Here is a 25659-nt window from a genome sequence, read left to right on the forward strand (position 1 = left end):
ACCGATTCCGGGGCCGCTGCGAGGCGAAACCGGCACCACAGAAGGGACGACGATGACCATCTCCGAGTTCACGCCCGGCACCGAGGCATCCGTCGAAGCATCCGCCACGACCACTGCCGCCGTCGCACACGGCACGACCGACGCCGACCTGCGCGCCTGGGTCGCCGAGGTCGCCGCGCTCACCAAGCCCGACGAGATCGTCTGGTGCGACGGCTCGAAGCACGAGGCCGACCTGCTCACCAAGCAGCTCGTGGCCGAGGGCAAGCTGATCAAACTGAACCCCGAGTGGCGCCCGAACAGCTATCTCGCACGCACCGACCCGCGCGACGTCGCCCGGGTCGAGGACCGCACGTTCATCTGCTCGACCTACGAGGAGGACGCCGGCCCCACGAACAACTGGCGCGACCCGAAGGCCATGCGCGGCGAGCTCGACGACGTGTTCGACGGTTCGATGAAGGGCCGCACGATGTACGTCGTGCCCTTCTCGATGGGCCCGCTCGGCGGACCGATCAGCCAGCTCGGCGTCGAGATCACCGACTCGCCGTACGTCGTGCTCTCGATGGGCATCATGACCCGCATGGGCGAGCAGGTCTACCGCCTCATCGAGGCGGGCGAGCCCTGGGTGCGCACCGTGCACTCCGTCGGGCACCCGCTCGTCGACGGCGTCGGCCACCGCGTCGCCGAGGCCGAGTGGCCCTGCAACGAGACGAAGTACATCGTGCAGTTCCCCGACTCGCGTGAGATCTGGTCGTACGGTTCGGGCTACGGGGGCAACGCGCTGCTCGCGAAGAAGTGCTTCGCGCTCCGCATCGCGAGCGTCATGGCGCGCGACGAGGGCTGGCTCGCCGAGCACATGCTGCTCATCAAGATCACCTCGCCCGAGGGCGGCGTCTACCACGTGGCGGCGGCGTTCCCGTCGGCGTGCGGCAAGACGAACCTCGCCATGCTCCAGCCGACGATCCCCGGCTGGAAGGTCGAGACCATCGGCGACGACATCGCCTGGATGCGTCCCGGCGCCGACGGCCGCCTGTACGCGATCAACCCCGAGGCCGGCTTCTTCGGCGTCGCCCCCGGCACGGGCGCGTCGACGAACCCGACCGCGGTCGACACGCTCTGGGGCAACACGATCTTCACGAACGTGGCGCTGCGCCCCGACGGCGACGTCTGGTGGGAGGGCCTCACCGACACCGCGCCGGCCGAGCTCACCGACTGGGAGGGCAACCCCTGGACGCCCGCGTCCGGCCGCCCGGCAGCGCACCCGAACTCGCGCTTCACGGTGGCCGCGGCCCAGTGCCCGCAGCTCGCCGACGACTGGGACGCGCACGACGGCGTGCCGATCGACGCGATCCTCTTCGGCGGCCGCCGTGCGACGAACGTGCCGCTCGTGGCCGAGGCCCGCAGCTGGAAGCACGGCGTCTTCATGGGCGCGACCATCTCGAGCGAGAAGACCGCGGCCGCCGAGGGCACCGTCGGCGAACTGCGCCGCGATCCGTTCGCGATGCTCCCGTTCTGCGGCTACAACATGGCCGACTACTGGAGCCACTGGGTCAGGATGGGCCGCACGCTCGGCACGAACGCGCCGCGCATCTTCCAGGTGAACTGGTTCCGCAAGGCGAACGACGGCTCGTTCCTCTGGCCCGGGTTCGGCGAGAACGCCCGCGTGCTCGAGTGGATCGTCGGCCGCCTCGAGGGAACCGCAGACGTCGAGGAGACGCCGATCGGCCTGCTCCCGGCATCCGGCGCGCTGAACCTCGACGGCCTCGACATCACCGACGAGGCGCTCGAGCACCTGTTCGACGTCGACCCCGCCTCGTGGCTCGCCGAGTGCGCCCTGACCGAGGAGTACTTCGAACAGTTCGGCGACCGCGTGCCGGCCGCCCTGCGCGCCGAGCTCGCGAGCCTGCGCTACCACCTGGAGCACCAGCAGGCGTAGCGGTCGACCGTGGTGATGCGCCCCGTCGCGAAGCGGGGCGCATCGCCCATGCGGTGAGCGGATGCCGCGGGCCGGCGCGCACGGGAAGGTGCGCCGGCTCGCGGCATCCGTTCGTTCCGCCGCGGCCGACGCCGAGATGCGTCGCCCGCCCCGCTCCGCGTCGCCTGCCACGCGCCGCCCCGGCACGTCGTGCGTCGACTTCCCGCCGACCCCGCTAGCGTGTGGCGCAGAGGGGGCGGAATGGAGTTCGGCAGGCTCATCGAATCGGTCGGCGAGATCATCGACGTGCTCGGCGTCGTCGCGATCGTCGTCGGCGTGCTCTACGCGAGCGTCGACGCAGCGCTTCGCGGCCTGCGACGCCGCAGCCCGATCTACACGCGGTTCCGCCGCGTGCTCGGCAGGGCGATCCTGCTCGGCCTCGAGCTGCTCGTCGCGGCCGACATCATCAAGACCGTCGCGGTCACCCCGACGCTCGAGTCGGTCGGCGTGCTCGCGATCATCGTGCTCATCCGGACGTTCCTCAGCTGGTCGCTCGAGCTGGAGATCTCGGGCCGCTGGCCCTGGCAGAAGCGCGTCGCCGCTGACGACGCGGGCGCCGACGCAGCCGACGCGGGCGCCGACGCAGCCGACGCCGACCCTGACGCCGCCGAGGCGCCGGCAGTCCGCCCGACCACGGCCTGACGCCACGTCCGCCGCCCGACGGCGCAACTCCGGACTCCGGGCGCTTTCGGCGGCGAGTCGCCGATGATCGACGGCGCGTCGCGCGGGCGCTCCGGAGTTGCGCACGGCGCGTCAGTCGCGCCGTCGCCGGGGCGAGGCGCCGTGGCCCGCCTCAGTCGAGGTGGCCGAGCACGCGCAGCAGCGACGTGGGTGCGTAGCGGTACTCCACGGTGCCGGTCGCGCCGGGCTCGACGGGCCCGATCCAGGTGCTGGTGCCCTCGTGCACGCGCACCCAGCCGTTCTCGAAGAGCAGCTCGGTGCCGACGACGAAGGCCATGGCGGGGGACTCGCCCTGGCGAACGGCGATCGATCCCTCGAACACCTGCGACGCCGAGGCATCCTGGTCGGCCTTGCACGTCACGCCGACGAGCGGGCGCGCGATGGGCGTCGGGAACCCGGCCGTCTCGAACGGGCTGGCCTTCGCGGCATCCGCGACGATCCCGAAGTTCACGCTCGTCGAGACGAGGCCGAGGTCGGCCTGGCCGTCGAGCACGAGGCGGCTCGAGACGCGGAAGCGGTAGAACAGGCGGCCCGATTCGCGGGCCGGGGGCAGCACGACCGTGCTCGCCCAGTTGCGCGACCACGCGAGTGCGCCGTCGCCGCGGGTGGGCGGGTCGTAGAGTGCGGCGGTCACGCGCACCGCGCCGTCGGGCGCGGCGGGCGAGGCCTTGAGGCCGGATGCGCCCGCCTCGCCGGTCGGCGACACGTCGCGCACGGGGGTGAAGGCCGGCAGGCGCTGCGGCTGCCAGGTGCGCAGCCACGACTGCAGGCTGGACTGCACGCGGTCGAACGAGTCGCCGTGTCCGCGGCGGGCGACGGAGTCTTCGGCGACGGCGTTCGGCAGGTCCTCGATGAGGCCGACCGGCAGGGCGACGGCCAGGTCGACGGCCGGATCGGCGGCCGGGCGGCCGGGGGTGGAGGCGGCGCGTGCGTCGCGCACGTCGCGCAGGTCGGTCACGGGGGCGATGCTCATGATGGGGTTTCCTTCGGTGCGGGTGGCTCTGGGCATCCGAGTTCCGGACGCAGAACCACACGCTACGAAGGCTCGGCCGACGATCCATCCGAGTGAGCCCTGAGGTTTTCTCGGGTCAGCCCCGAGATCCGCTCGAGCTCCGACCTCGGTGCCGGCCCGACACGGCCCGGAAGACACGGATGCCGCGGCGCATCGCCCGCGCCGCGGCATCCGCCCTGCTGGGGCCTCTCAGACGAGCAACTGGTGCTCGGCGAGCTCGCGGTAGAGCGGCACGGAGGAGACGAGCTCGCCGTGCGTGCCCTCGCCGATGACCCGGCCGCCGTCGAGCACGACGATGCGGTCGGAGTCGATGACGGTCGACAGGCGGTGCGCGATGACGATGAGCGTGCGCCCGGCCGAGACCTGGTCGATGGCCTCGCGCATCATGCGCTCGTTGACGCCGTCGAGCGAGGAGGTCGACTCGTCGAGCAGCAGGATCGGCGGGGCCGCGAGCAGTGCGCGGGCGATCGCGAGGCGCTGGCGCTCACCGCCCGAGAGCATGATGCCGTCTTCGCCCACGGCGGCGGAGAGCCCGCGCGAGTCGCGGTCGAGCACCGAGCCGAGGTTGACGGCGCGCAGCACGTGCTCGCACTCCTCGTCGGTCGCGTCGGGGCTGCCGAGCAGCAGGTTGTCGCGCAGGGTTCCGGCGAGCACGGGGGCGTCCTGCTCGACGTAGCCGATCTGCGCGCGCAGTTCGGCTCGGTCGAGCGAGCGCAGGTCGAGCCCGCCCATGCGCACGGCGCCGACCGAGGGGTCGTAGAACCGCTCGATGAGCGCGAGGATCGTCGACTTGCCGGCGCCCGAGGGGCCGACGAGGGCGATGCGCTGCCCGCGGGGGACCTCGAACGAGACGCCGCGCAGCACGGGCTGCCGGTCGGTGACCGACGGCTCGACCGCCACGGAGTCGGCCGAGTCGTTCGCCGGGTCGGCGGGGTCGCTGCGCGTCGAGGCGTATGCGAAGTGCACGTCGTCGAAGCTGATGGCCGAGGCGTCGGGGAGCACGCCGGCGTTGGCCTCGCCGACCATGAGCGCGAGGGGAGCGAGGTCGCGGTCGTGCGCGTCTTCGTCGGGCAGGTCGAGGATCTCCTGGATGCGGCCGAGGGCGCCGAGCGCCTGGTTGACCGACGTGATCGCGCCGAAGAAGAGGCCGAGCGGCATGATCATCATGAACAGGAAGAGGATGAACGCCACGAGGTCGGCGACGGTGATCGCGTTGGAGGCCACGCGGTACCCGCCGACGCCGAGCACGACGAGGAACGACACCTGCATCGCGATGCCCGCGACGGGCACGATGAGCGCCGAGATCTTCGCGACGTTGACGCCCATCTGCCAGGCGCCCTCGGCCTCGCCGTCGATGGTGCGCGTCTCGCGCTCGGTCGCGCCGGCGGCGCGGATGGTGCGCACGGCGCTGATCGCGCGCTCGACGGATGCCGCGACGTCGCCGACCTTGGACTGCGCGGCGTGCGAGGCGTCGCGCACCTTGCGCGAGAGCAGGGTCACGGTGGTGATCGCGACGAGGACCACGAGCAGCGTGAGGCCGAGCAGCACGGGATCGATGACGAGCATGGCGATGAGCGCGCCGATGAACGTGACGGTGCCGCCGATGGCCTCGACGAGGCCCTGCGTGAGCACGGCCCGCAGCATGGTCGTGTCGCTGCCGACGCGTGAGACGAGGTCGCCGGTGCGGCGCGTGTCGAACTCGGAGATCGGCAGGTTCAGCAGCTTCGCGACGAGGCGCTTGCGGCTCGAGAGCACGATGCCCTCGCCGGTGCGCTGCAGCAGGTAGTGCTGGTAGCCCGAGATGACGCCGCTCACGACGACGAGCGCGATGAGCGCCCAGACGATGGTGCCGAGCGGGTCGCCGGCCTCGACGATCGTGATCACCTGGCTGACGAGCAGCGGCTGGGCGAGGCTCGCGAGCGCACCGATGATCGAGAGCACGGCGACCCAGATGAGCACGGGGCGGTGCTCGAAGATGAAGGGCAGCAGTTGCCTGAAGGATGCGCGCGGGCCGTCGGTCTTGGTCGGGCGGGCGAAGGGATTGCGGCGGGGGGCGGTACGGTTCTGCGTCTGGCTCATCGTCTCTTCCTGGGCGGCCGCGGATGTCGCATCGATCGGATTCCGCACGGTTCGCCCCGAACAGCCTACGTCGCTCAGCTGCGCCCGTACTTCTTGTGCACCGCCTGCTTGGAGACCTCGAGCGCGAGCGCGATGAGCTGCCAGCTCGACCCGGCCGCTCTCGCCCGGCGCACGGCGATCGCCTCGGCGCGGTCGAGCTCGCGCGTGACCTCGATGCGCGCGTGGTGCAGGTCGCGGAGTGCCCGGTAGGGGTCGTCGCCGTCGGCTGCGGCGATCGCGGTGCGGAGGGTCGTGTCGTCCATGTCGTCAACCGTAATTGACGATGGGTGGATCGTCAACTCAGATTGACGTCGGTGATTGCGCCGTCGACGGAGCCGTCTTCGAGTCGCTCGACGACGCCGTGTGTGCGCCCGGCTGCGTGAGCACGGATGCCGCGGCGCGATGCCCGGCGAGGGCCGCCGTCGCGGCATCCGCACCGCGCAGGGTCGCCGCGAGGAAGCCGGCCGCGAACGCGTCGCCCGCACCCGTGAGGTCGCGGATGCCGGCGACCGGCTCGACGTCGACGCGCGCCGCGAGGCGGCCGTCGACGATGACGTCGGTCGGCAGCGCGCCGTGCTTGACGACGACGGTGGGCGCGACCGATGCCGCGAGCGGGCCGCCGCCCGTCAGCCCGAGCAGTGCCGCCTCGTCCTCGTTGGCGAAGAGCACGTCGGGGCGGATGCCGCGCACGAGGTCGAGCGCGAACCCGACGCCGAGTCCTTCGAGCAGGCCCGTCGACGATGCGTCGATCGAGACGCCGGTGGTCGCGTCGCCGGCACGGTCGTCCCTGGCGAGGGCGGCCAGCCGCACCAGCTCGCTCCGCATGGGTTCCCGCTCGAACCCGTAGGCGGGCAGGTGAAGCCATGCGACGTCGTCGAGCCACGCCGCCTCGACGGCCGACAGTTCGGCCGAGGCGCCGCGATCGGGGTACATCGTGCGTTCGCCGTCGACGTCGACGAGGAGCACCACGGTGCCGGTGCGTCCGGCGTGCTGCACGCGCACGTCGACCCCGCTCGCGGCGAGGGCTGCCTCGAGCGCGTCGCCCGCGGCATCCGCTCCCACCCGGCCGATGAACCGGGTCGGCACGAGCCGCGCCGCGAGGGCCGCGACGTTCGCCGCGCTGCCGCCCCTGGCGCGGTGGACGCGCGCCGCGGTGTCGGTCGCGTGGTGCACGGGCTCGCTCGCCCACACCACGATGTCCTCGACGAGGTCGCCCGCGACGGCGAGCACGCCCGTCGCACCCGAGTCGCCCGCCGCGCCGTCCGCGCCGGCCGCCTCACCCCGCGACGGCACGCGCGATCTCCGCCCCGAGCGCGACGTTGCCGCGATACACCTCGAGGTTGACCTCGAGGCTCGCGCCGCCGGTCGCGCGCTGCACGTGGTCGAGCAGGAACGGCGTCGTGTCGTGCCCGGTCACGCCCTGCGCGGATGCCGCGGCCAGCGCCTCGGCGAGCACCCGGTCGTGGAAGGCGGGGTCGAGCTGCTTCGCCGCATCCACCGGGTTGGCCACGAGCACGGCCTGTGGCAACCCGAGCTCGTCGCGCGCGAGCGCCAGCGCCGCGGCATCCGCCGGGCTCTCGATGCGGTAGTCGAGGGCGAAGCCGGAGTCGGTCACGTAGAACGCCGGGTAGCGCGAGGTGCGGTAGCCGACGACGGGGATGTTCAGGGTCTCGAGGCGCTCGAGCGTCGCGCCGATGTCGAGGATGGACTTGACGCCCGCGCTCACGAGCGTGATCGGCGTGGTCGCGAGGGTGCCGAGGTCGGCCGACTCGTCGAAGGTCTCGCTCGCGCCGCGGTGCACCCCGCCGAGTCCGCCCGTCGACATCACCCGGATGCCGGCGCGATGCGCGAGCCACGCCGTCGCCGCGACGGTTGTTCCGGCGTCGAGGCGCTTGGCGCGGGCGATCGGCAGGTCGCGCAGACTCGCCTTCACGACGGTTCGCCCGTCTCCCTCGTCGCCGGACGCCCCGCACAGCCGCTCGATCTCGGCGGAGGAGAGGCCGACGACGGGCGTGCCGTCGACGACGCCGATCGTGGCGGGCGTCACGCCCGCGTCGCGCACCTGCTGCTCGGAGGCCAGCCCGACCTCGAGGTTGCGCGGGCTCGGCAGCCCGTGGGTGAGGATCGTCGACTCGAGCGCCAGCACCGGCCGGCCGGCCGCGAGCGCGTCACGGACCTCGTCGCCGATGCGGATGCCGGGGGCGGGTGTCTGCATGAGCGTCATCGTAGGGCGCGGCCCGGCGCGAGGGGCCCGGCGGCCCGCCGTGCGGCGTGTTTCCGCGTGTGACGCGGGCAGGCGACATCCGCGGATCGCGAGCGTAACGTGGCCGCATCGAACCCGGAGAACCCCGAGGAGCCCTCATGTCGCATCGCGAGCCGCACGCCGTCACCACGCCCCGCACGGGCGAGGTCATGGGCATGCGCGGCTGCGAGCACGCGGCGGAGTGCTCGAGCGACCGCCCCGGGCACGGCCTCAACGCCGTGCAGGAGCGCCTCGCCGCGGTGACCGCGAGCAAGTGGATCGACGCGTTCGTCACCTCGGTCGACGCGAGCGGGTTCGCCTGGCTCGCGACGCTCGACGGCGGCATCCGGCGCGTCTGGCAGCACGAGGCCTTCGGCGGCGCGCTCGCCGCCGGCGACCCGGTCGCGCTGCACGGGGTCTACGGCGTGCTCGTGGCGGGCGCGCAGCGGTTCAGCGTCGCCGACGCCTGAGCGTCGACGCCTCCGAGCTCGATCGCGGGCGGTCGACCGGCTCACGCCATCGGCATGGCCTCGCTCATCATGCCCATCATCTTCTCCATGGTCATGACGAGCTGATCGCAGGCCATCGCGCACATGCGGCAGTGCTCGCTCATGTCGGCGTGCATCATGCACTCGGCCGAGCAGGCGCGCGCCATCATGGTGGTCGACTGCATCATCGACATCATCACGCCCATGTCCCAGCCGTGCATGCGCAGCATCATCTTCATCATGGAGTCGCACATGTCGGCGCAGTTGGAGCACATCGAGGCGCAGCGGCCCATGCCCTCGGCGGCGTCGGCATCGGCGCACATGACGCACGCCTGCATGCAGGCCGAGAGGGCCTCGAGACACTCCTGCATCATCATCGGGTCCATGCCCTGCATCGGCATGTCCGACGACGACATCGCGCCCTTCATCATGTCCATCGTCATGTTCATCGCTGCACGCTCGCTTCCGGGCTTCGAGCGCCGGGGGATGGCGGCGGATGGCTCGGCTGCCCTGTTACGCCATGTTACGTCCGGCCGGTTCGGGCGTGAAGACCCCTCCGTGACGTTCGTGTGAACGGTTCCTCACCTCCGTACCTCGCGTCCCGGGTGAACGAACGGCAGAGGGGCGGATGCCGCAGCATCCGCCCCTCTGCCGTGCATGACGGATGCCGCGGCATCCGTTCGACCGCACCTACGCGTCGATGTCGACGTCCTTCGTCTCCTTCGAGACGAGCAGGGCGATGAGCGTCAGCACGGCCATGACCGACAGGTAGACGCCGACCCAGAACGGGCTGCCGCCGCCGGCCTGCCAGAGCGCGACCGCGATGAACGGGGCCACCGCGGCGCCGAGGATCGACGACACGTTGTACGAGATGCCGGAGCCCGTGTAGCGCACGTTCGTCGGGAACAGCTCGGGCAGCAGCGCGCCCATCGGTCCGAACGTGAGGCCCATGAGCGAGAAGCCCACGACGAGCCAGATCATGACGCCCGCGAAGCCCGCGGAGAGCAGCGGAACCCAGACCAGGCCGAACACGATGATGCCGAGCGTGACCCAGATGAGCGTCTTGCGACGGCCCCAGCGGTCGGCGAGCGGACCAGAGATGAGCGTGAACACGCCGAAGAACAGCACGCCGCCGATGAGCATGAGCACGAAGGTGCTGTACGAGTAGCCGAGGCCGGGCAGGGCGCCCTCGGCGGCCTCGACCGGTGCACGGCCGTAGCTCAGCGAGAACGTCGTCATGAGGTAGAAGAGCACGTAGGTCGCGAGCATGAAGAACGTGCCGAGGATGAGCTTGCGCCAGTGGTCCTTGAAGACCGTGGCGAGCGGCAGGCGCTTGAGCTTGCCCTGCTCGGAGGCCTTCGAGAACGCCGTCGACTCGACGAGGCGAAGTCGCACCCAGAGGCCGACGACGACCATGACGACCGAGAACAGGAACGGGATGCGCCAGCCCCAGTCGAGGAACGCCTGCGAGGGCATCGACGGGTCGTCGCTCGGCAGCACCGCGGCGATGACGAGGAACAGGCCGTTCGCGATGATGAAGCCGATCGGCGCACCCAGCTGCGGGAACGTGCCGTACCAGGCGCGCTTGCCCGCCGGGGCGTTCTCGGTCGCGACGAGCGCGGCCCCCGACCACTCGCCGCCGAGCGCGAAGCCCTGCGCGATGCGCAGGATCACGAGGAGCAGCGGGGCGAGCCAGCCGACGAGCGCGTAGGTCGGCAGCACGCCGATGAGGAAGGTCGCGATGCCCATGGTGAGCAGCGCGCCGACGAGCGTCGCCTTGCGGCCGTGCTTGTCGCCGAGATGGCCGAAGACGATCGCGCCCAGGGGGCGGGCGACCATGGCCGCGCCGAACACGGCGAACGAGGCGAGCAGCGCCGTGGTGGCGTCGCCCGTCGGGAAGAACAGGTGCGGGAACACGAGCACCGCGGCCGTCGCGTAGACGTAGAAGTCGTAGAACTCGATCGTCGTGCCGATGAGGCTCGCGAGCACGACGCGGCTGCGCGGATTGGCGGGGGTGTTCGGTGCGGATGCGGCCGTGGCCGCGGGTGTTGCTGACATTGCGGGCGAGGACTCCAGTGGTGCGGCGCGCGTTCGAGGCTCGAACCTGCGCTCAGGAAGGATCACTGCGCCCCGAGGCGTGTCGGTCTGGCTGGGCACGGGGGCAGGCGGGGAATCGTCGCTTGTGGCAACCGAACAAGCCTACGCTCCGTCGCGGAGGGCCGCCCCGGCGGCGGCTGCCTCGAGCGATGAGCGGTGCGGATGCTGCGACGAACGGTCGGATGCCGAGGCATCCGACCGTTCGGTGGTGTGCGTGACGCAGTGCAGTGCTGCGCGTCGCGGTGCGGCGCGTCGCGGTGAGGCGCGTCAGCGCCAGATGACCGCCAGCGCCGCGTTCAGTGCCGTGAGGATGCCGATCGCCCAGAACATCCAGCGGGGCACGGCCTCGTTGCGGCGCTGTCGTGCCGAACCGATGCCGATGAACGCGCCGATGATGACCAGCACGACGAGCTTCGTGCCGATCTTGGCGTAGTTGAGGTCGTACGAGATGCCCCACGGAGCGGCCAGCGCGAGGCCGGCGACACCGGCGATGAGCAGGCCCCAGTTCATGAGACGGGTCACCTGATAGCGGCGGTTCACCGCCTCGACCGCCCAGGCCCCGAAGAGCAGGGCGAACCCGATGAGGTGGATGAACACGACGATGTGGCGCAGGGTCTCCATGTGGCGAGTCTAGATTCTACGACTCGTCGAAGTCGACCATCGAAGGATTGAGAAACGGCCCGGGCGGCGACTCAGCCGCGAACGGCGCGCAGTGCGCGCACCGTGGCGATGGCCGCCTCGGCCGCCTCTCGCCCCTTGTCCTCCTTCGAGCCGGGCAGGCCCGCTCGGTCGAGGCCCTGCTGCTCGTCGTCGAGGGTGAGCACGCCGAAGCCGACGGGCTTGCCCGTGTCGAGCGCGACGCGCGTCAGGCCGTCGGTCGCGGCCGCCGAGACGTACTCGAAGTGTGGCGTGCCGCCGCGGATGATCACGCCGAGCGCGACCACGGCGTCGGCGCCGGCCTCGAGGGCCGCCTTCGACACCACGGGCAGCTCGAAGCTGCCGGGCACGCGCACGAGCGAGAACGAGGCGCCGGCCTCTTCGAGGGTGCGGGTCGCACCGGCGATGAGCGCGTCGGTGATCACGTCGTGCCAGCTGCCGGCGACGATGACCACCTCGAGCCCGGTGCCGTCGACGTCGAGGGTGGGGGAGCCGGCTCCGCTCATGATGCGTGTCCTTCCAGAAGGGCCTCAGCCGCGGCATCCGCGAGCTGGGCGTCGTCGATCGCGTGGCCCATGCGGCGACGCTTGGTCTCGAGATAGCCGGTGTTGACCGCGCCGACGCCGACGACGAGCGGCAGGCGCTCGGCCACCGCGATGCCGTGGGCCTCGAGCTGGCGCACCTTCTCGGGGTTGTTCGTCAGCAGTCGAACGCGCTCGATGCCGAGGTCGGTGAGGATCGCGGTCGCGGCGCGGTAGTCGCGGGCGTCGGCCGGGAGGCCGAGCGCCACGTTCGCGTCGAGCGTGTCGAGGCCGTCCTCCTGCAGGCGGTAGGCGCGCAGCTTGTTGATGAGGCCGATGCCCCGCCCCTCGTGTCCGCGCAGGTAGACGACGACGCCGCCGAGCTGCTGGATCTCCTCGAGGGCCGCGTCGAGCTGGGGTCCGCACTCGCACTTCAGCGAGCCGAACGCCTCGCCCGTCAGGCACTCGGAGTGCACGCGCACGACGGCGCCCGCGGCATCCGTCGCCGGATCGCCGGCGATGATCGCGACGTGGTCGGCGCCCGTCTCCTGGTCGCGGTAGGCGCGCACACGGAAGTCTCCGTGGGTGGTCGGCAGGGCCGTCTCGACCTCGAAGCGCACGCGCGACGACTCGGGCACCGCGGTCAGCACCGGGCCGTCGGCCAGGTCGTGCCCGGCGTGCCAGGTCTGCAGCCACTCGATGAGAGCTGCGACGGTCGTGACGGGCAGGCCCTCGCGCTCGCCGAACTCGATGAGGCCGGGAAGGCGCATCATGTCGCCGTCGTCGGTGACGATCTCGCCGATGACCCCCACGGGCGAGAGCCCGGCGAGGCGCATGAGGTCGACGGCCGCCTCGGTGTGCCCGGCGCGCTCGCGCACGCCGCCCTCGACGGCGCGCAGCGGGATCACGTGTCCGGGGCGCACGAGCCGGTCGGGCGCGGACTCGGGGTCGGCGAGCACGCGCAGCGTGTGCGCCCGGTCGCTCGCGCTGATGCCGGTCGAGGTGCGGTCGCTCGCGTCGACCGAGATCGTGTAGGCCGTGGTGCGCGCGTCTTCGTTGCGCTCGACCATGAGCGGCAGCTCGAGCCGGTCGGCGAACGCGTTCGGCATGGGCGCGCAGAGGTAGCCGCTCGTGTGGCGCACCATCCAGGCGATCCACTCGCGCGTGGCGAACTCGGCGGCCATGATCGCGTCGCCCTCGTTCTCGCGGCCCTCGTCGTCGGCCACGATCACGGGCTTGCCGGCGCGCAGCGCGTCGAGCACCTCGGGGATCGTTGCGAGGCTCATCGTGCTGCTCCTGTCGTGGCGGTCGCGGGTTCGGCGAGTGACGACGGCAGCGACCGGTGCGCGTCGAGGCGCAGCATCCGCTCCACGTGCCTGGCGAGGATGTCGGTCTCGATGTTGACGCGGTCGCCCACGACGAGGCCGCCGAGGGTCGTCGCGGTGAGCGTCTCGGGGATGAGCGAGACCTCGAACCACGAGCCGTCGGCCTCGTCGCCGAGCGCGCTCACGGTGAGCGAGACGCCGTCGACCGCGATCGAGCCCTTGTCGACGACGAGGGCGGCGTGCGCGGCGTCGAGCGAGAAGCGGATGACGCGCCACGCGTCGCCCGGGCGCACCTCGAGCACCGTCGCGGTGCCGTCGATGTGGCCCTGCACGATGTGGCCGCCGAGGCGGTCGCCGACGAGGGCGGCGCGCTCGAGGTTGACGCGGCGGCCCGCCTCGACGGTGTCGAGGGTCGACATCGCGAGCGTCTGCGCCATCACGTCCGCCGTGAACGACTCGTCGTCGAACGCGACGACCGTGAGGCACACGCCCGAGACCGAGATCGAGTCGCCGTGCTTCGCGCCGGTGACCGCCAGGGGTCCGCGCACGGTGAGGCGAGCGGCGTCTGCCGTGTGCTCGACGCCCGTGACGGTGCCCAGGTCTTCGATGATTCCGGTGAACATGTCAGTTCCCTTCCGTGGAGCCGGCCGAGTCGCGCGCGGCGCGGCTCGAGATCGGGTGGGCGACGAGCAGGACGTCGTCGCCGAGCCGCTCGATGGCGGCGAAGTCGTAGCGGCGGGCCTCGCCGATGGTGGTCACGCCGAGGTCGCCGAGCGCGAGGCGCCCGCCGCCGAGCAGTGCGGGCGCGAGGTAGACGAGCACCTCGTCGGCGAGGCCGGCCGCGATGAACGCGCTCGCGAGGGTCGGTCCGCCCTCGACGAAGAGCGAGCGGATGCCGCGGTGCGCGAGCTCGCGGAGGTCGTCGGCGAGGTCGGCACCGGCGAGGCTCACGAGCGCGTCGGCGTGCGGGTGCCGCTCGAGCGCGGCGCCGGCGGGCACCGGTCGGCGGCCGAAGACGACCGGGATCGGCTGCGAGCCGAGCAGCGAGCCGTCGGCGCCGCGCGCGGTCAGCGAGGGATCGTCGGCGAGCACGGTGCCCGTGCCGACCGCGATCGCGTCGGCGGCCGCCCGGCGCACGTGCACGTCGGCGCGGGCCTCGGGGCCCGTGATCCACTGGCTCGTGCCGTCGTCGGCTGCGGCGCGCCCGTCGAGGCTCGACGCCCACTTGACGATCACGCGGGGGCGGTGCGTGCGGGCCGTGAAGAGCCAGTCGCCGAGGAATGCCTCGGCCTCGTCGACGAGCGCGGCGTCCGCCCGCTCGACGTCGACGCCCGCGTCGCGCAGGCGCTCGGCGCCGCCCGACGAGTGCTCGCCCGGGTCTGCGACCGCGTACACGACGCGCGCGACGCCCGCGGCGATGAGGGCCTCGGCGCACGGGCCCGTGCGGCCCGTGTGGTTGCAGGGCTCGAGCGTGACGATCGCGGTGGCTCCGGCGGCCTCGCCCGCGGCGAGGTGGCTGAGCGCGTCGACCTCGGCGTGCGCGGTGCCCGCGCCGCGGTGCCACCCCTCGGCGAGCACGTCGCCGTCGGCGGTGAGCAGCACGCATCCGACCCGCGGGTTCACGCCCCGGGCCGGGCCGTTCGCGGCGATCTCGAGGGCGCGGCGCATGGCCGACGCCTCGCGCGCGGCGCGGTCGACGGAGGCGTGCCCGCCCGCAGTGCGGTCGTCGTGGTGCGCCGCCGTCGTCATCCGTGGTCCTGTCGTCAGGCTCCGGGGATGTTCGGCAACGCCGAGAACGCCGACCGTGCACGAAGCACAGCCGACACGTGCCGCCTCCCATCCGGACTTTCACCGTCGGTTCCGGAATTCCACCGGATCAACCAGGGGCGTGAGGCCGAAGACCTCGCACCCGCAGTTCGCGGACTGTCACCGCCGGCTCGGAATTACACCGACCCCGGAGCACGTTGTTCGTGTCGATTCTAGTCAACGCCGCATGGGCCGACGTATTCCCCGTCGTTTTCCCCGTCGTTCGACGCAATGCGCGCACCCGTCACGCCGCGTCACGATGCGCCGACGGACGAGCGGATGCCGCGGGCGGCCGAGGCGTCGCAGCGGCCGCCCGCGGCATCCGCCCGCCGGATCGGTGCGCGGCGACCCGCCTGCTCAGTGCTCGACGAGTGCGCGCGCCGTGCCCTCGTCGACGATGAGGTCGGTGATGAGGTGGGCCGCCAGGGCGCCGCGCAGGCTCGCGAGCTTCGCGCGGCCCGACACGACGCAGATGCGACGGGGTGCCCTGCGCAGCACGGCGAAGTCGGGGCCGGTCGCACGTTCGTTCAGGGCGATGCCGTCGGTGCTGCCGTCGGCTCGGTAGAACACGGTCGCGACGTCGCCCACGGCACCCTCGCGGCTGAGGCCGTCGTAGTCGGCGGGGTCGAGGTATCCGCCCTGGTAGACGTGGCTCGGCACCTCGGCGAAGGGCGACCCGAGGCCGAAGATCGCGACGTCCATGCCGGCCTGGAGGTCGAGCAGGCGCTGGGTGCTGCGCTCGCGCCAGAACGCGCGACGGGTCGCGGGGTCGTCGAAGAACGCGGGCACCGGGAACTGCTGGACGCGCGCACCGAACGCGTCGCCGAACCGGCGCAGCAGCTCGCTCGCGTAGACGATGCCGGTCGTCCGGCCGTTTCCGGCTCCGTTCAGCTGCACGATCTCGGTGTTGTGCGTCGACTTCGGCACCAGATGGCGGCTCATGGCGCTCATGGTCGAGCCCCACGCGACCCCGATCACCTGGTTCGAGTCGACGAAGCGACCGAGAATCCGTGCAGCCGAGAGGGCGACCCGATCGAGTCGGTCGACGTCGCTCGCGTGGTCGGGCACGGGCACGACGTGCGCGACGATGCCGAACCTGGTGAGGATCTCCTGCTCGATGCGGCTCGGCAGGTCGTGCGGCGAGTGGATCGAGATCTCGACGAGCCCGCTCGCGCGGGCGTGGCTCAAGAGGCGCGAAACCGAGGATCGCGAGGTGTGCAGCTCGTGCGCGATGGCGTCCATCGTCAGGTCCTGCATGTAGTACAGGTGCGCTGCTCGCAGCGCTTCGCGCGTCTTGTCCGAGACGGTCGCCGCCCCCTCGGCCGGGTTCGGCCCGTGCTTCTCGTTCATGTTCCCTACCTTGCACGTTTGTGCACGCGGCTTGCAAGTGCGTGCGCTTGGTTCGACGATGTATTCATCCACATCGGGGCGCCGTCGCGCAAACCGCGACGCCGAGCCCCTCGCACGAACGAGAGGACAGCGATGTCATCGCACTCGCCGATCACGCAGCCGAACCGCGCACAGCCGGACGCAGCACTGCCGAACACCGCGGCCGCGACCGCGACCCGGGCCGAGGTCGCCGCGCTCCGCGCCCGTCCGAACGCCTCGGTCGTCATCATCGGCGCCGGCATCAACGGCATCGCGACGTTCCGCGACCTCGCCCTCCAGGGCGTCGACGTCGTGCTCGTCGAGCGCGACGACTTCGTGTCGGGCGCCTCGTCGGCCTCGTCGCACATGATCCACGGCGGCATCCGCTACCTCGAGAACGGGGAGTTCCGACTCGTCAAGGAGTCGGTCACCGAGCGCAACGCGCTCATCCGCATCGCGCCGCACTACGTGAAGCCGCTCGAGACCACCGTGCCGATCTACTCGACCTTCTCGGGCATCCTCTCGGCGCCCATGCGCTTCCTCACCCACAAGCAGGGCAAGCCCACCGAGCGCGGAGCCGCGCTCATCAAGACCGGCCTCACGATCTACGACGCGTTCTCGCGCGACGGCGGCTCGGTTCCGCGTCACCGCTTCCACGGTCGCACGCGCTCGCTCGCCGAACTGCCCGCGCTCGACCCGAAGATCAAGTACACCGCCACCTACTTCGACGCGAGCATGCACGACCCCGAGCGCCTCGCCCTCGACGTGCTCTTCGACGGCCTCGCCGCCGGACCGCACGCCCGCGCGGTCAACCACCTCGGTGCCGTGGGCTTCGACACCGACGGCGTTCGCGTGCGCGACGGCCTCACTGGCCAGGAGTTCTCGATCGCCGCCGACGTGGTCGTGAACACCACCGGCCCATGGACCGACCTCACGAACGCCGACCTCGGTCGCGACACGAGGTTCATGGGCGGCACCAAGGGCTCGCACATCGTGCTCGACCACCCCGAACTGCTCGCCGCGACCGGCGGACGCGAGATCTTCTTCGAGCACGAGGACGGCCGCATCGTGCTCATCTACCCGCTCAAGGGCCGGGTCATGGTCGGCACCACCGACCTCGAGCACGACATGCGCGAGCCCGCCGTGTGCACCGAGGCGGAGGTCGACTACTTCTTCGAACTCATCGCGCACGTTTTCCCAGCCATCGCCGTCGACCGGTCGCAGATCGTCTACCGCTTCTCGGGCGTGCGCCCGCTGCCGCGCCACGACGACACGCAGCCCGGGTTCGTCAGCCGCGACTACCGCATCGAGCGGTCGGATGTCGCGGCCCGCCCTGGCACCACGATGCTGAGCCTCGTCGGCGGCAAGTGGACCACGTTCCGCGCCCTTGCGGAGCACCTCTCGAACGAGGTGCTCGAGCTCCTCGGCCACGACCGCGTGCGCTCGACCGAGGGCCTCGCGATCGGCGGTGGCGCCGGCTACCCGACCACCGACGACGCCCGGCTCGTCTGGCTCACGTCGCACGACGACGAGGTCGGCCGCGCCCGCGCCGAGGCGCTGCTCGAGCGGTACGGAACCCGCGCCGAGGCGTACCTCGACGAGGTCGACGGCGAGACGGAGCGCGTGCTCGCGCACCACGACGGCTACACCCAGGGCGAGATCACGTGGCTCGTGCGCAACGAGCGCGTCGTGCACCTGACCGACCTGGTGCTGCGCCGCACGAGCATCGCCTTCACGGGCACGCTCACCGCGCCGCTGCTCGACGAGCTCGCGGCACTCACGGGCGACGAGCTCGGGTGGGACTCCGGGCGCCGCCACGCCGAGATCGAGGCCGCGCGGGCCCTGCTCGCCGATCGTCACGGCGTCGTGCTCGGGCAGCTCGCGCCCGTCGCGTAGCGAGGCCTCGAGATGCGCTCCGCGCTCCTCGACCGGCGGGGGATTCGCCGGTCGGGGAGCGCGGCTTCTCGAGACCGGCGCCCCCGACCGGGGCCCTGAATCTGCACGGATGTGCACGCCGAAACGCCCGGCATCGGGCATTTCGCCCGTTACGTTTCATCGGGGCCGTTCGGCTCGCATGGGCCGTACGGCTCGCACCACACCAGAAAGGTCAACGTGGACAATCTCGGAATCGACTTCCTCTCGGAACTCGTCGGCACGGCGATGCTCGTGCTCCTCGGCTGCGGCGTGGTCGCCAACGTCATCCTCGCCAAGACGAAGGGCTTCGGCGGCGGCACCCTCATGATCAACATCGGCTGGGGCCTCGCGGTCTTCGCCGGCGTCGTGGTCTCGTACGCCTCCGGCGCGCACCTGAACCCGGCGGTCACCCTCGGCCTCGTCGCGAACGGCGCGACCGAGTTCGGCCAGGGCGTCCCCGTGAACGGTCTCTCGGTGCTCACCTACATCGGCGCCCAGATGATCGGCGCGATGCTCGGCGCGGTCTTCTGCTGGCTCGCCTACAAGCAGCACTTCGACGCCGAACCGGATGCCGCGACGAAGCTCGGCGTGTTCTCGACCGGCCCGGCGATCCGCTCGTACGGCTGGAACCTCGTCACCGAGATCATCGGCACGTTCGTGCTCGTGTTCGTCATCATCGGCTTCACGAACGGCGGAACCCCCGCCGAACTCGGTGCGATCCCCGTCGCCTTCCTCGTGATCGCGATCGGCGCCTCGCTCGGCGGACCGACGGGCTACGCCATCAACCCCGCGCGCGACCTCGGACCGCGCATCGTCCACGCGCTCCTGCCGATCAAGGGCAAGGGCGGCAGCGACTGGTCGTACTCGTGGGTCCCCGTCGTCGGCCCGATCATCGGCGGCGTGCTCGCCGGTTTCGCCGCGATCCCGCTGCTGCCGCTGCTCGGCTGACCGCGGTATCCGCCCCACAGCGCTTCAACACCACAGCGCTCCGGCATCACAGCGCTCCGGCGCCTCAGCCGGACCGGCACGACCCCGGGTTGCCCGATTCACCTCGTTCTCGGGCAACCCGAGCAAGATAAGACACCCATTCACTGACAGCAACGGAGTTCTCAGATGGCCGACTACATCCTCGCGATCGACCAGGGCACGACCTCGTCGCGCGCGATCATCTTCGACAAGGCCGGATCGATCGTCTCGACCGGGCAGCTCGAGCACGAGCAGATCTTCCCGAAGGCGGGCTGGGTCGAGCACGACGCAGCCGAGATCTGGCGCAACACCGGCGAGGTGATCGGCCAGGCCCTCGGCAAGGTCAACCTCACCCGCCACGACATCGCCGCGGTGGGCATCACGAACCAGCGCGAGACCGCCGTCGTCTGGGACAGGAACACGGGAGAGCCCGTGTACAACGCGATCGTCTGGCAGGACACGCGCACCCAGTCGATCGTCGACCGCCTCGCGGCCGACGGCGGCGTCGAGCGTTTCAAGGCAAAGGTCGGGCTGCCGCTCGCGACGTACTTCTCGGGCACGAAGATCGTGTGGATCCTCGAGAACGTGCCGGGCGCACGTGAGAAGGCCGAAGCGGGCGACCTGCTCTTCGGCACGACCGACAGCTGGGTCCTCTGGAACCTCACGGGCGGCGTCGACGGCGGCGTGCACGCGACCGACGTGACCAACGCCAGCCGCACCATGTTCATGGACCTCGAGACGCTGCAGTGGGACGACGAGATCCTCGCCGCCTTCGACGTGCCGCGCTCGATGCTGCCCGAGATCCGCTCGTCGTCCGAGGTCTACGGCATCGCCAACGAGCACTCGCTGCTGCGCGAGACCCCGATCGCCGGCATCCTGGGCGACCAGCAGGCGGCGACCTTCGGTCAGGCCGCGTTCGAGGCCGGCGAGGCGAAGAACACGTACGGCACGGGCAACTTCCTTATCTTCAACACGGGCGAGGAGATCGTCCACTCGAAGAACGGCCTGCTCACCACCGTCGGCTACAAGCTCGGCGACCAGCCGGTGCACTACGCGCTCGAGGGCTCGATCGCGGTCACGGGTTCGTTGATCCAGTGGCTGCGCGACAACCTCGGCCTGATCTCGTCGGCCTCCGAGGTCGAGGAGCTCGCCAAGAGCGTCGACGACAACGGCGGCGCGTACTTCGTGCCCGCCTTCTCCGGGCTGTTCGCGCCGTACTGGCGTCCGGACGCCCGCGGCGCCCTCGTGGGCCTCACGCGCTACGTGAACAAGGGACACATCGCGCGTGCGGCACTCGAGGCGATCGCCTTCCAGACGCGCGACGTCGTCGAGGCGGTGAACGCCGACGCGGGCATCGACCTCACCGAGCTCCGCGTCGACGGCGGTGCCACGTCGAACGACACGCTGCTGCAGTTCCAGGCCGACATCCTGGGCGTGCCGGTGGTGCGCCCCGTGGTCGCCGAGACCACCGCGCTCGGTGCGGCCTACGCGGCCGGCCTCGCGGTCGGCTTCTGGTCGGGCCTCGACGACCTCGCCAAGAACTGGCAGGAGGACAAGCGCTGGACCCCGTCGATGGACGAGGCCGAGCGCGAGCGCCTCGACCGCAGCTGGAAGAAGGCCGTCACCAAGACCCTCGACTGGGTCGACGGCGACGTCGCATAACCCGCCCAGCAGGCTACTGTTGGGCGACGGGCCGGTCGCATGGGGGTGCGACCGGCCCATTCCCGTCTGCTGAGCGCGACGTGGGCGGGCGGATGCCGCGCCTCGCCGTCCGGCGAAGCCTCGAGTCGGGGCGGACGCACCTGGCGAGAGGTCGGCTCAGCTCTCGTTCGCCTTCGCCGACCACCGTTCGACGAGCCGCCCGGCGAGCTCGGCGAGGCTCGGGATCACGATGACGCCGGCCGCACGCACGGCGTCGGCTTCGCCGTCGTCGAGCGTGGTGCCGTGACGGTCGACCCAGACGCCGGCCAGCCCGGCGCTCGCTGCGCCGAGCGCATCGGTGTGCAGGCGATCGCCGATGTAGGCGGCGCGTGAGACCGGCCCGTCGGCGCTGAAGCGCTCGAGCGCGACGTCGAAGATGCGGCGATCGGGCTTCGTGACGCCGAGCGCCCCGGATGCGATGACGTGCTCGAAGCGATCGACGATGCCGAGGCGCTCGAGCTTGGCGCGCTGGAAGTCGGGTTCGCCGTTCGTGATGATGCCGAGACGCACCCCCGGCAACGAGGCCTCGAGGGCGTCGAGCGCGGGCAGTGCGTCGTCGTGCAGGCGCCACCCCTCGCGGTACCGCTCGAAGTAGCGGTCGAACCACGCGCCCGCTCCCGGCTCGTCGAGGGTCTCGCCGTGCGCCAGCGCGAAGTCGCGTGCGCGCGCCCGGCGCTGTCCTTCGAAGGTCAGGTCGCCGGCGAGGTAGGCGTGGTAGTGCCGCTCCTCGAGCTCGTGCCAGAGCAGCTGGGCGGCGTCGAAGTCGCCCTCGTATGCGCGCTCGTGCATGTGCAGGCGGATGCCGGCGGCGACCGCCTGGCGGTGCGCCATGAGCGTGTCGTCGAGGTCGAACAGCACGACCTCGGCGGCGTGATCGCGACTCACGACCGCACCTCGAGGAGGTCGTTCCAACTGGCCTCGGCGCGAGGGTCGATCGCGGACTCGCGCACGCCGTACCAGGCCGGCAGCGTGCCGCCGTCGCGCGTGGGCACGGTGGGGTTCACGGGCTCGATGCGCCGGAATCCCGAGGATCTGGCGACCTTCGCCGAGCCGAGGTTGCCCTCGACGGCGCGCCAGAACACCGTCGTGGCTCCGACGATGCCGCCCGCGAGCACCCACTCGCACACGGCGTTCGCCGCCTCGCTCATGCGTCCGGCGCCGCGATGGGCGGAGCCCATCCAGAAGCCGATCTCGTTCTGCGCCTCGCGCACGCTGATCATGCCGAGCAGCGGCCCGCCGCGCTCGTCCCGGATCGCCCACGTGAGCTCGGAGCCCGATGCCCACCCGGCCGGTACATACGCGGAGAGGAATGATTCGGCGTGCGCGTGCGTGTAAGGCCACGGTGTGGTGAGGAGATGCTCGAACAGGGGGTCCTGGCAGTACCGGGTCACGACGTCGGCATCGCCCGGCACCGGCAGGTCGAGCAGCAGGCGTTCGGTGACGATCTCGACGGGGATCATGCGGTCTCAGCTCAGCTCAGGTCAGCGACGGCGGAGGAAGCCGACGCGGTCGTAGACCTTGCGGAGCACGACCTCGGCGCGCTCGGCGGCCTTGTCGGCGCCGATGCCGAGCAGCCGGTCGAGCTCGGCGGGGTCGTCGAGCAGTTCGAGCGTGCGCGCGCGGATCGGCGCCAGCCGGTCGACGACGACCTCGGCGAGGTCCTTCTTGAAGTCGCCGTAGCCGCGACCGTCGTACTCGGCCTCGATGTCGGCGACGGGCCGGCCGGAGATCGACGAGTAGATGTCGAGCAGGTTCGAGATGCCCGGCTTCTCTGCCCGGTCGTAGCGCACCTCGCGACCCGTGTCGGTGACCGCGCTCTTGAACTTCTTCGCGGTGATCGCGGGGTCGTCGAGCAGGTTGACCAGCCCGGCGGGCGAGGCAGCGGACTTCGACATCTTCGACGTCGGGTCCTGCAGGTCGTAGATGCGCGCCGACTCCTTCGGGATCAGCGCCTCTGGCACGACGAAGGTCTCGCCGTACCGGGCGTTGAACCGGCCGGCCAGGTCGCGCGTGAGCTCGAGGTGCTGTCGCTGGTCATCGCCGACGGGCACGGCCTCGGTGCCGTAGAGCAGGATGTCGGCGGCCATCAGCACCGGGTAGGTGAAGAGCCCGACCGTGGTCGCGTCGGCCCCCTGCTTCGCGGACTTGTCCTTGAACTGCGTCATGCGGCCGGCCTCGCCGAAGCCGGTGATCGTGCTCAGCACCCAGGCGAGCTCGGCGTGGGCGGGCACGTGCGACTGCACGAAGAGCGTGGAGCGCTCGAGGTCGACCCCGGCGGCGAGGTACTGCGCGGCCGTGCGGCGCACGTTCTCGCGGAGCTCCTTCGGGTCTTGCGCCACGGTGATCGCGTGCAGGTCGACCACGCAGTAGATGGGGTCGTGGTCGTCTTGGAGGGCGACCCAGTTCACGAGCGCGCCGAGGTAGTTTCCGAGGTGCAGCGAGCCGGCCGAGGGCTGCATGCCCGAGAAGATGACGGGGCGGGCGGAGTTCATGTTCGAGGTTCCTTCGTCGAGCAGGGGAGAGGTCGAGGGGGTGGGGATGCGGCGCGTCGCGGCACCGCTCAGACGGCGTAGTCGACGACCACGGGGGAGTGGTCGGAGAAGCGCGCGTCGTAGGTCGCCGCACGGTCGACCGTGTAGTCGGTCACGAGTTCGGCGAGTGCGGGGGTGGCGAGCTGGTAGTCGATGCGCCAGCCGCTGTCGTTGTCGAACGCCTTGCCGCGGAAGGACCACCAGGTGTAGGGCCCGTCGACGTCGCCCGCGAACCGACGCCCGACGTCGACCCAGCCGAGGCCGTGGTCGTCGGAGCCCTCGGCGCCCACGAACCGGTCGAAGTACGCGCGCTCCTCGGGCAGGAACCCGGCGCGCTTGACGTTGCCCTTCCAGTTCTTGATGTCGAGGGTGCGGTGCCCGACGTTGAGGTCGCCGACGACGAGCGCGAGCTCGGAGTGCGCCGCGAGCTCGGGCAGGCGCGCCTGCATGGCGTCGAGGAACTTGTACTTCTCGACCTGCTTCGGGGTGTCGACCTCGCCGGAGTGCACGTAGGCGCTCACGAGCGTGACGATGCGGTCGCCGACCTCGTAGTCGGCCTCGAGCCAGCGGCCCGCCGAGTCGAAGTCGTGCGCGCCGAGCTCGACCCGATGGATGGTCGCCCTGCGCCGGCTCGCGATGGCCACGCCGGCGCGGCCCTTCGCGGTCGCGGGGTCGTGCAGGATGCTCCACTCGTCGCCGAGCAGGCCCTGCAGGTCTTCGGTCGACGCGCGCACCTCCTGCAGCGCCAGCAGGTCGACGTCGCGGGCATTCAGCCACTCGGCCATGCCGCGGCGATACGCGGCTCGCACTCCGTTCACGTTGACGCTGGCGACACGGAGACGGGAGGTCGAAGGCATGCCCTCGATCCTATTCGAGGCGTCCGACACGGGCGTTCAGGCGCCGAACGTGCGCTTCGGCCTGACGAGCCGGCTTGCGGCGGCCTCGGCCTCGTCGAGGTCGAGCTGCGCGCGCGACACCGCCCGCCGGGCGCGGAAGCCGCTGAGCCAACTCGCGGCCGCGGCATCCGCCTCCGCCTCGCGAAGGCGCACCCGGGCGACGGTGACCGCGGCCTGCGCCTCGAGCGCGCGGCGCTCCGCCTCGAGCTGCTCCGGCGTGAGCTCGCGCAGGCTCTCGTTCGAGTCGGCGGCCTCGACCGAGATCCAGCTCGCGGCCACGAGGATCACGATGCTCGTGATGCGGAACCAGAAGAGGAGGGCGATGAAGACCGCGAACGTCGCGAGCAGCGGGTTGTCGCTCGCGAACGTGATGAGGAACCCGCCGAGCAGCTGCGCGACCGAGAGCGCCGCCGACCCGAGCAGTGAGCCGATGACCATGCGCCGCCACGGCATCGCGGCCCCCGAGAGGAACCGGAACAGCACGGCGAGCGCGACGGTGTCGATGACGAAGACGACGATGATCGCGCCGAGCTGCACGAAGAAGGCGGTCCAGCTCGAGTTCGGGTCGAGCCCGATAAGCCCCATGAGCCACTGCATGAACCCAGTGGTGACGACCGAGAGCGCCGCCGCGAAGATGAGCACGAGACCGAAGCTGAGGCCCGCGAGCAGGTCGCGCGCCTTGAGCAGGATGTAGGAGCGCTCGTCCTTCGGCAGCCCGAACATCGCACGCACGCCGATGCGCGTGTACGTCACCCAGCCGATCGCCGTCCAGGCCAAGCCGAGCAGGGCGACACCGCCGGTGATGCCGAGCGCGCTGGTGCTCGAGGTCGTGATGGAGACGAGGTCATCGGGGGTGATGATGCCGTCGGGCCCGATGAGGCCGGGGGCGTAGGTGTTCAGCAACGTCGCGAACGCCTTCATCGTGTCGGGGTTGCCGGTCAGCCAGATCCCGAATACCGCGAACGCGACGTAGATCGCCGCGAAGATGCCGAACAGCGCCTGGTAGCTCATGCCCGACGAGAGGATGAACCCGTTCTGCGCCAGGAAGTACCGCCACACGCGAACGGGGAACAGTTCCATCGTGCGGGTCGTGATGCGCGTGACCCGGTTGATCGGCTCCTCGAACCGGTCGCGAATGGGGCTGCTGAGCTCGTCGAAGCGCTCGCGCGCGGTCAGCGGGGTCGGGTCCTCGAGCGGAGGAGCGGCGGATGTCGCGGACGGCGCCCCGTCGACAGCGGGCGCGTCGGACGCGTTCCGGCCCGAGCGGCGCCCTGCACCGCGGCCATTCGAGGTGCGCGCGTTCACGCACCAACAGTATCGAGCGGGTCGGGCCGCGCCGGGACGTGGCGATGCGTTCGTATGGA

Annotated in this window: 24 protein-coding genes and 1 riboswitch; of the genes, 6 read left to right on the top strand and 18 right to left on the bottom strand. The window is 71.4% G+C overall.

Going from position 1 to position 25659, the window contains the following annotated elements:
- The first annotated feature begins 52 nt into the window (after positions 1-52).
- A complete protein-coding gene (locus tag GQR16_RS08860) occupies positions 53-1933 on the top strand; it encodes a phosphoenolpyruvate carboxykinase (GTP) (protein WP_157414784.1) in 1881 nt (626 codons plus the stop codon).
- Positions 1934-2173: 240 nt separating this feature from the next.
- A complete protein-coding gene (locus GQR16_RS08865; RefSeq protein ID WP_157414785.1) occupies positions 2174-2614 on the top strand; it encodes a DUF1622 domain-containing protein in 441 nt (146 codons plus the stop codon).
- A gap of 151 nt (positions 2615-2765) precedes the next feature.
- Here GQR16_RS08865 and GQR16_RS08870 read toward each other — a convergent pair whose 3' ends face one another.
- The 5 genes from GQR16_RS08870 to GQR16_RS08890 all read right to left on the bottom strand — a co-directional run bounded on the left by GQR16_RS08870 (position 2766) and on the right by GQR16_RS08890 (position 7998).
- On the bottom strand, positions 2766-3626 hold the full coding sequence (locus tag GQR16_RS08870) for a hypothetical protein (protein ID WP_157414786.1): 861 nt from the start codon (positions 3624-3626) through the stop codon (positions 2766-2768).
- 228 nt (positions 3627-3854) lie between these two features.
- Positions 3855-5744 carry an ABC transporter ATP-binding protein gene (locus tag GQR16_RS08875; RefSeq protein WP_157414787.1) on the bottom strand — a complete coding sequence of 630 codons (1890 nt, stop codon included), beginning with the start codon at positions 5742-5744 and terminating at the stop codon, positions 3855-3857.
- 74 nt (positions 5745-5818) lie between these two features.
- The gene (locus tag GQR16_RS08880) at positions 5819-6046 is read right to left on the bottom strand and encodes a hypothetical protein (protein WP_067878573.1); all 228 of its coding nucleotides are present in this window, start codon (positions 6044-6046) and stop codon (positions 5819-5821) included.
- Positions 6047-6083: 37 nt separating this feature from the next.
- A complete protein-coding gene (locus GQR16_RS08885) occupies positions 6084-7076 on the bottom strand; it encodes a carbohydrate kinase family protein (protein ID WP_246200663.1) in 993 nt (330 codons plus the stop codon).
- Positions 7060-7998 (bottom strand): pseudouridine-5'-phosphate glycosidase, encoded by a 939-nt coding sequence (locus GQR16_RS08890; protein ID WP_246200665.1) that lies wholly within the window; start codon positions 7996-7998, stop codon positions 7060-7062. The genes GQR16_RS08885 and GQR16_RS08890 overlap by 17 nt, the downstream gene beginning before the upstream one ends.
- 146 nt (positions 7999-8144) lie before the next feature.
- On the opposite strand from GQR16_RS08890, the gene GQR16_RS08895 reads away from it, so the two are divergent.
- Positions 8145-8495 carry a hypothetical protein gene (locus GQR16_RS08895; protein WP_157414789.1) on the top strand — a complete coding sequence of 117 codons (351 nt, stop codon included), beginning with the start codon at positions 8145-8147 and terminating at the stop codon, positions 8493-8495.
- 41 nt (positions 8496-8536) lie between these two features.
- Here GQR16_RS08895 and GQR16_RS08900 read toward each other — a convergent pair whose 3' ends face one another.
- The 8 genes from GQR16_RS08900 to GQR16_RS08935 form a co-directional block, all read right to left on the bottom strand.
- On the bottom strand, positions 8537-8956 hold the full coding sequence (locus GQR16_RS08900) for a four-helix bundle copper-binding protein (RefSeq protein ID WP_157414790.1): 420 nt from the start codon (positions 8954-8956) through the stop codon (positions 8537-8539).
- 247 nt (positions 8957-9203) lie between these two features.
- The gene (locus GQR16_RS08905; RefSeq protein ID WP_157414791.1) at positions 9204-10571 is read right to left on the bottom strand and encodes an MFS transporter; all 1368 of its coding nucleotides are present in this window, start codon (positions 10569-10571) and stop codon (positions 9204-9206) included.
- A 306-nt stretch (positions 10572-10877) separates the two neighbouring features.
- Positions 10878-11231: a Fe-S protein gene (locus GQR16_RS08910; protein ID WP_157414792.1), complete on the bottom strand. Its 354-nt coding sequence runs from the start codon at positions 11229-11231 to the stop codon at positions 10878-10880.
- A 71-nt stretch (positions 11232-11302) separates the two neighbouring features.
- Positions 11303-11773: a 6,7-dimethyl-8-ribityllumazine synthase gene (gene ribH / locus GQR16_RS08915; RefSeq protein WP_157414793.1), complete on the bottom strand. Its 471-nt coding sequence runs from the start codon at positions 11771-11773 to the stop codon at positions 11303-11305.
- Positions 11770-13074 (bottom strand): GTP cyclohydrolase II, encoded by a 1305-nt coding sequence (gene ribA, locus GQR16_RS08920; RefSeq protein ID WP_157414794.1) that lies wholly within the window; start codon positions 13072-13074, stop codon positions 11770-11772. The genes ribH and ribA overlap by 4 nt, the downstream gene beginning before the upstream one ends.
- Entirely contained in the window at positions 13071-13736 is a 666-nt protein-coding gene (locus GQR16_RS08925) for a riboflavin synthase (protein WP_157414795.1), read from the bottom strand. Before GQR16_RS08925 ends, ribA begins: the two co-directional genes overlap by 4 nt.
- 1 nt (position 13737) lies before the next feature.
- Complete coding sequence (gene ribD / locus GQR16_RS08930; protein WP_425482619.1) at positions 13738-14862, bottom strand: bifunctional diaminohydroxyphosphoribosylaminopyrimidine deaminase/5-amino-6-(5-phosphoribosylamino)uracil reductase RibD; 1125 nt, start codon at positions 14860-14862, stop codon at positions 13738-13740.
- Positions 14863-14935: 73 nt separating this feature from the next.
- Positions 14936-15080: riboswitch (FMN riboswitch) on the bottom strand.
- Positions 15081-15276: 196 nt separating this feature from the next.
- Positions 15277-16269 carry a sugar-binding transcriptional regulator gene (locus GQR16_RS08935; RefSeq protein ID WP_157414796.1) on the bottom strand — a complete coding sequence of 331 codons (993 nt, stop codon included), beginning with the start codon at positions 16267-16269 and terminating at the stop codon, positions 15277-15279.
- 132 nt (positions 16270-16401) lie between these two features.
- Between GQR16_RS08935 and GQR16_RS08940 the strand changes: the two genes are divergently transcribed.
- From GQR16_RS08940 to glpK, 3 genes are all read left to right on the top strand, one after another.
- Positions 16402-18183 (top strand): glycerol-3-phosphate dehydrogenase/oxidase, encoded by a 1782-nt coding sequence (locus tag GQR16_RS08940; protein WP_157414797.1) that lies wholly within the window; start codon positions 16402-16404, stop codon positions 18181-18183.
- Positions 18184-18447: 264 nt separating this feature from the next.
- On the top strand, positions 18448-19149 hold the full coding sequence (locus GQR16_RS08945; RefSeq protein WP_246200694.1) for an MIP/aquaporin family protein: 702 nt from the start codon (positions 18448-18450) through the stop codon (positions 19147-19149).
- Positions 19150-19314: 165 nt separating this feature from the next.
- The gene (gene glpK, locus GQR16_RS08950) at positions 19315-20829 is read left to right on the top strand and encodes a glycerol kinase GlpK (protein WP_157414799.1); all 1515 of its coding nucleotides are present in this window, start codon (positions 19315-19317) and stop codon (positions 20827-20829) included.
- A 156-nt stretch (positions 20830-20985) separates the two neighbouring features.
- On the opposite strand, the gene GQR16_RS08955 is transcribed toward glpK, so the two are convergent.
- The 5 genes from GQR16_RS08955 to GQR16_RS08975 all read right to left on the bottom strand — a co-directional run bounded on the left by GQR16_RS08955 (position 20986) and on the right by GQR16_RS08975 (position 25600).
- On the bottom strand, positions 20986-21753 hold the full coding sequence (locus GQR16_RS08955) for an HAD family hydrolase (protein ID WP_246200667.1): 768 nt from the start codon (positions 21751-21753) through the stop codon (positions 20986-20988).
- Complete coding sequence (locus GQR16_RS08960; RefSeq protein WP_157414800.1) at positions 21750-22328, bottom strand: GNAT family N-acetyltransferase; 579 nt, start codon at positions 22326-22328, stop codon at positions 21750-21752. The genes GQR16_RS08955 and GQR16_RS08960 overlap by 4 nt, the downstream gene beginning before the upstream one ends.
- A 21-nt stretch (positions 22329-22349) precedes the next feature.
- Positions 22350-23360: a tryptophan--tRNA ligase gene (gene trpS / locus GQR16_RS08965; protein WP_157414801.1), complete on the bottom strand. Its 1011-nt coding sequence runs from the start codon at positions 23358-23360 to the stop codon at positions 22350-22352.
- Positions 23361-23428: 68 nt separating this feature from the next.
- The gene (locus GQR16_RS08970; RefSeq protein ID WP_157414802.1) at positions 23429-24256 is read right to left on the bottom strand and encodes an exodeoxyribonuclease III; all 828 of its coding nucleotides are present in this window, start codon (positions 24254-24256) and stop codon (positions 23429-23431) included.
- A gap of 36 nt (positions 24257-24292) precedes the next feature.
- On the bottom strand, positions 24293-25600 hold the full coding sequence (locus GQR16_RS08975; protein ID WP_157414803.1) for a YihY/virulence factor BrkB family protein: 1308 nt from the start codon (positions 25598-25600) through the stop codon (positions 24293-24295).
- Positions 25601-25659: the final 59 nt, after the last annotated feature.

The sequence above is a fragment of the Agromyces allii genome (assembly GCF_009749385.1).
Classification (GTDB): Bacteria; Actinomycetota; Actinomycetes; order Actinomycetales; family Microbacteriaceae; genus Agromyces; species Agromyces allii.

Excerpts from the sequence above, each read along its gene's own strand:
- GQR16_RS08945 (WP_246200694.1), top strand. The coding sequence starts at position 18,448 with ATGCTCGTGCTCCTCGGCTGCGGCGTGGTCGCCAACGTCATCCTCGCC.
- GQR16_RS08875 (WP_157414787.1), bottom strand. The coding sequence starts at position 5,744 with ATGAGCCAGACGCAGAACCGTACCGCCCCCCGCCGCAATCCCTTCGCC.
- GQR16_RS08905 (WP_157414791.1), bottom strand. The coding sequence starts at position 10,571 with ATGTCAGCAACACCCGCGGCCACGGCCGCATCCGCACCGAACACCCCC.
- ribD (WP_425482619.1), bottom strand. The coding sequence starts at position 14,862 with ATGACGACGGCGGCGCACCACGACGACCGCACTGCGGGCGGGCACGCC.
- GQR16_RS08970 (WP_157414802.1), bottom strand. The coding sequence starts at position 24,256 with ATGCCTTCGACCTCCCGTCTCCGTGTCGCCAGCGTCAACGTGAACGGA.
- ribH (WP_157414793.1), bottom strand. The coding sequence starts at position 11,773 with ATGAGCGGAGCCGGCTCCCCCACCCTCGACGTCGACGGCACCGGGCTC.
- GQR16_RS08895 (WP_157414789.1), top strand. The coding sequence starts at position 8,145 with ATGTCGCATCGCGAGCCGCACGCCGTCACCACGCCCCGCACGGGCGAG.
- ribA (WP_157414794.1), bottom strand. The coding sequence starts at position 13,074 with ATGAGCCTCGCAACGATCCCCGAGGTGCTCGACGCGCTGCGCGCCGGC.
- GQR16_RS08860 (WP_157414784.1), top strand. The coding sequence starts at position 53 with ATGACCATCTCCGAGTTCACGCCCGGCACCGAGGCATCCGTCGAAGCA.
- glpK (WP_157414799.1), top strand. The coding sequence starts at position 19,315 with ATGGCCGACTACATCCTCGCGATCGACCAGGGCACGACCTCGTCGCGC.
- GQR16_RS08910 (WP_157414792.1), bottom strand. The coding sequence starts at position 11,231 with ATGGAGACCCTGCGCCACATCGTCGTGTTCATCCACCTCATCGGGTTC.
- GQR16_RS08935 (WP_157414796.1), bottom strand. The coding sequence starts at position 16,269 with ATGAACGAGAAGCACGGGCCGAACCCGGCCGAGGGGGCGGCGACCGTC.
- GQR16_RS08960 (WP_157414800.1), bottom strand. The coding sequence starts at position 22,328 with ATGATCCCCGTCGAGATCGTCACCGAACGCCTGCTGCTCGACCTGCCG.
- trpS (WP_157414801.1), bottom strand. The coding sequence starts at position 23,360 with ATGAACTCCGCCCGCCCCGTCATCTTCTCGGGCATGCAGCCCTCGGCC.
- GQR16_RS08890 (WP_246200665.1), bottom strand. The coding sequence starts at position 7,998 with ATGCAGACACCCGCCCCCGGCATCCGCATCGGCGACGAGGTCCGTGAC.
- GQR16_RS08940 (WP_157414797.1), top strand. The coding sequence starts at position 16,402 with ATGTCATCGCACTCGCCGATCACGCAGCCGAACCGCGCACAGCCGGAC.
- GQR16_RS08900 (WP_157414790.1), bottom strand. The coding sequence starts at position 8,956 with ATGACGATGGACATGATGAAGGGCGCGATGTCGTCGTCGGACATGCCG.
- GQR16_RS08870 (WP_157414786.1), bottom strand. The coding sequence starts at position 3,626 with ATGAGCATCGCCCCCGTGACCGACCTGCGCGACGTGCGCGACGCACGC.
- GQR16_RS08925 (WP_157414795.1), bottom strand. The coding sequence starts at position 13,736 with ATGTTCACCGGAATCATCGAAGACCTGGGCACCGTCACGGGCGTCGAG.
- GQR16_RS08865 (WP_157414785.1), top strand. The coding sequence starts at position 2,174 with ATGGAGTTCGGCAGGCTCATCGAATCGGTCGGCGAGATCATCGACGTG.
- GQR16_RS08880 (WP_067878573.1), bottom strand. The coding sequence starts at position 6,046 with ATGGACGACACGACCCTCCGCACCGCGATCGCCGCAGCCGACGGCGAC.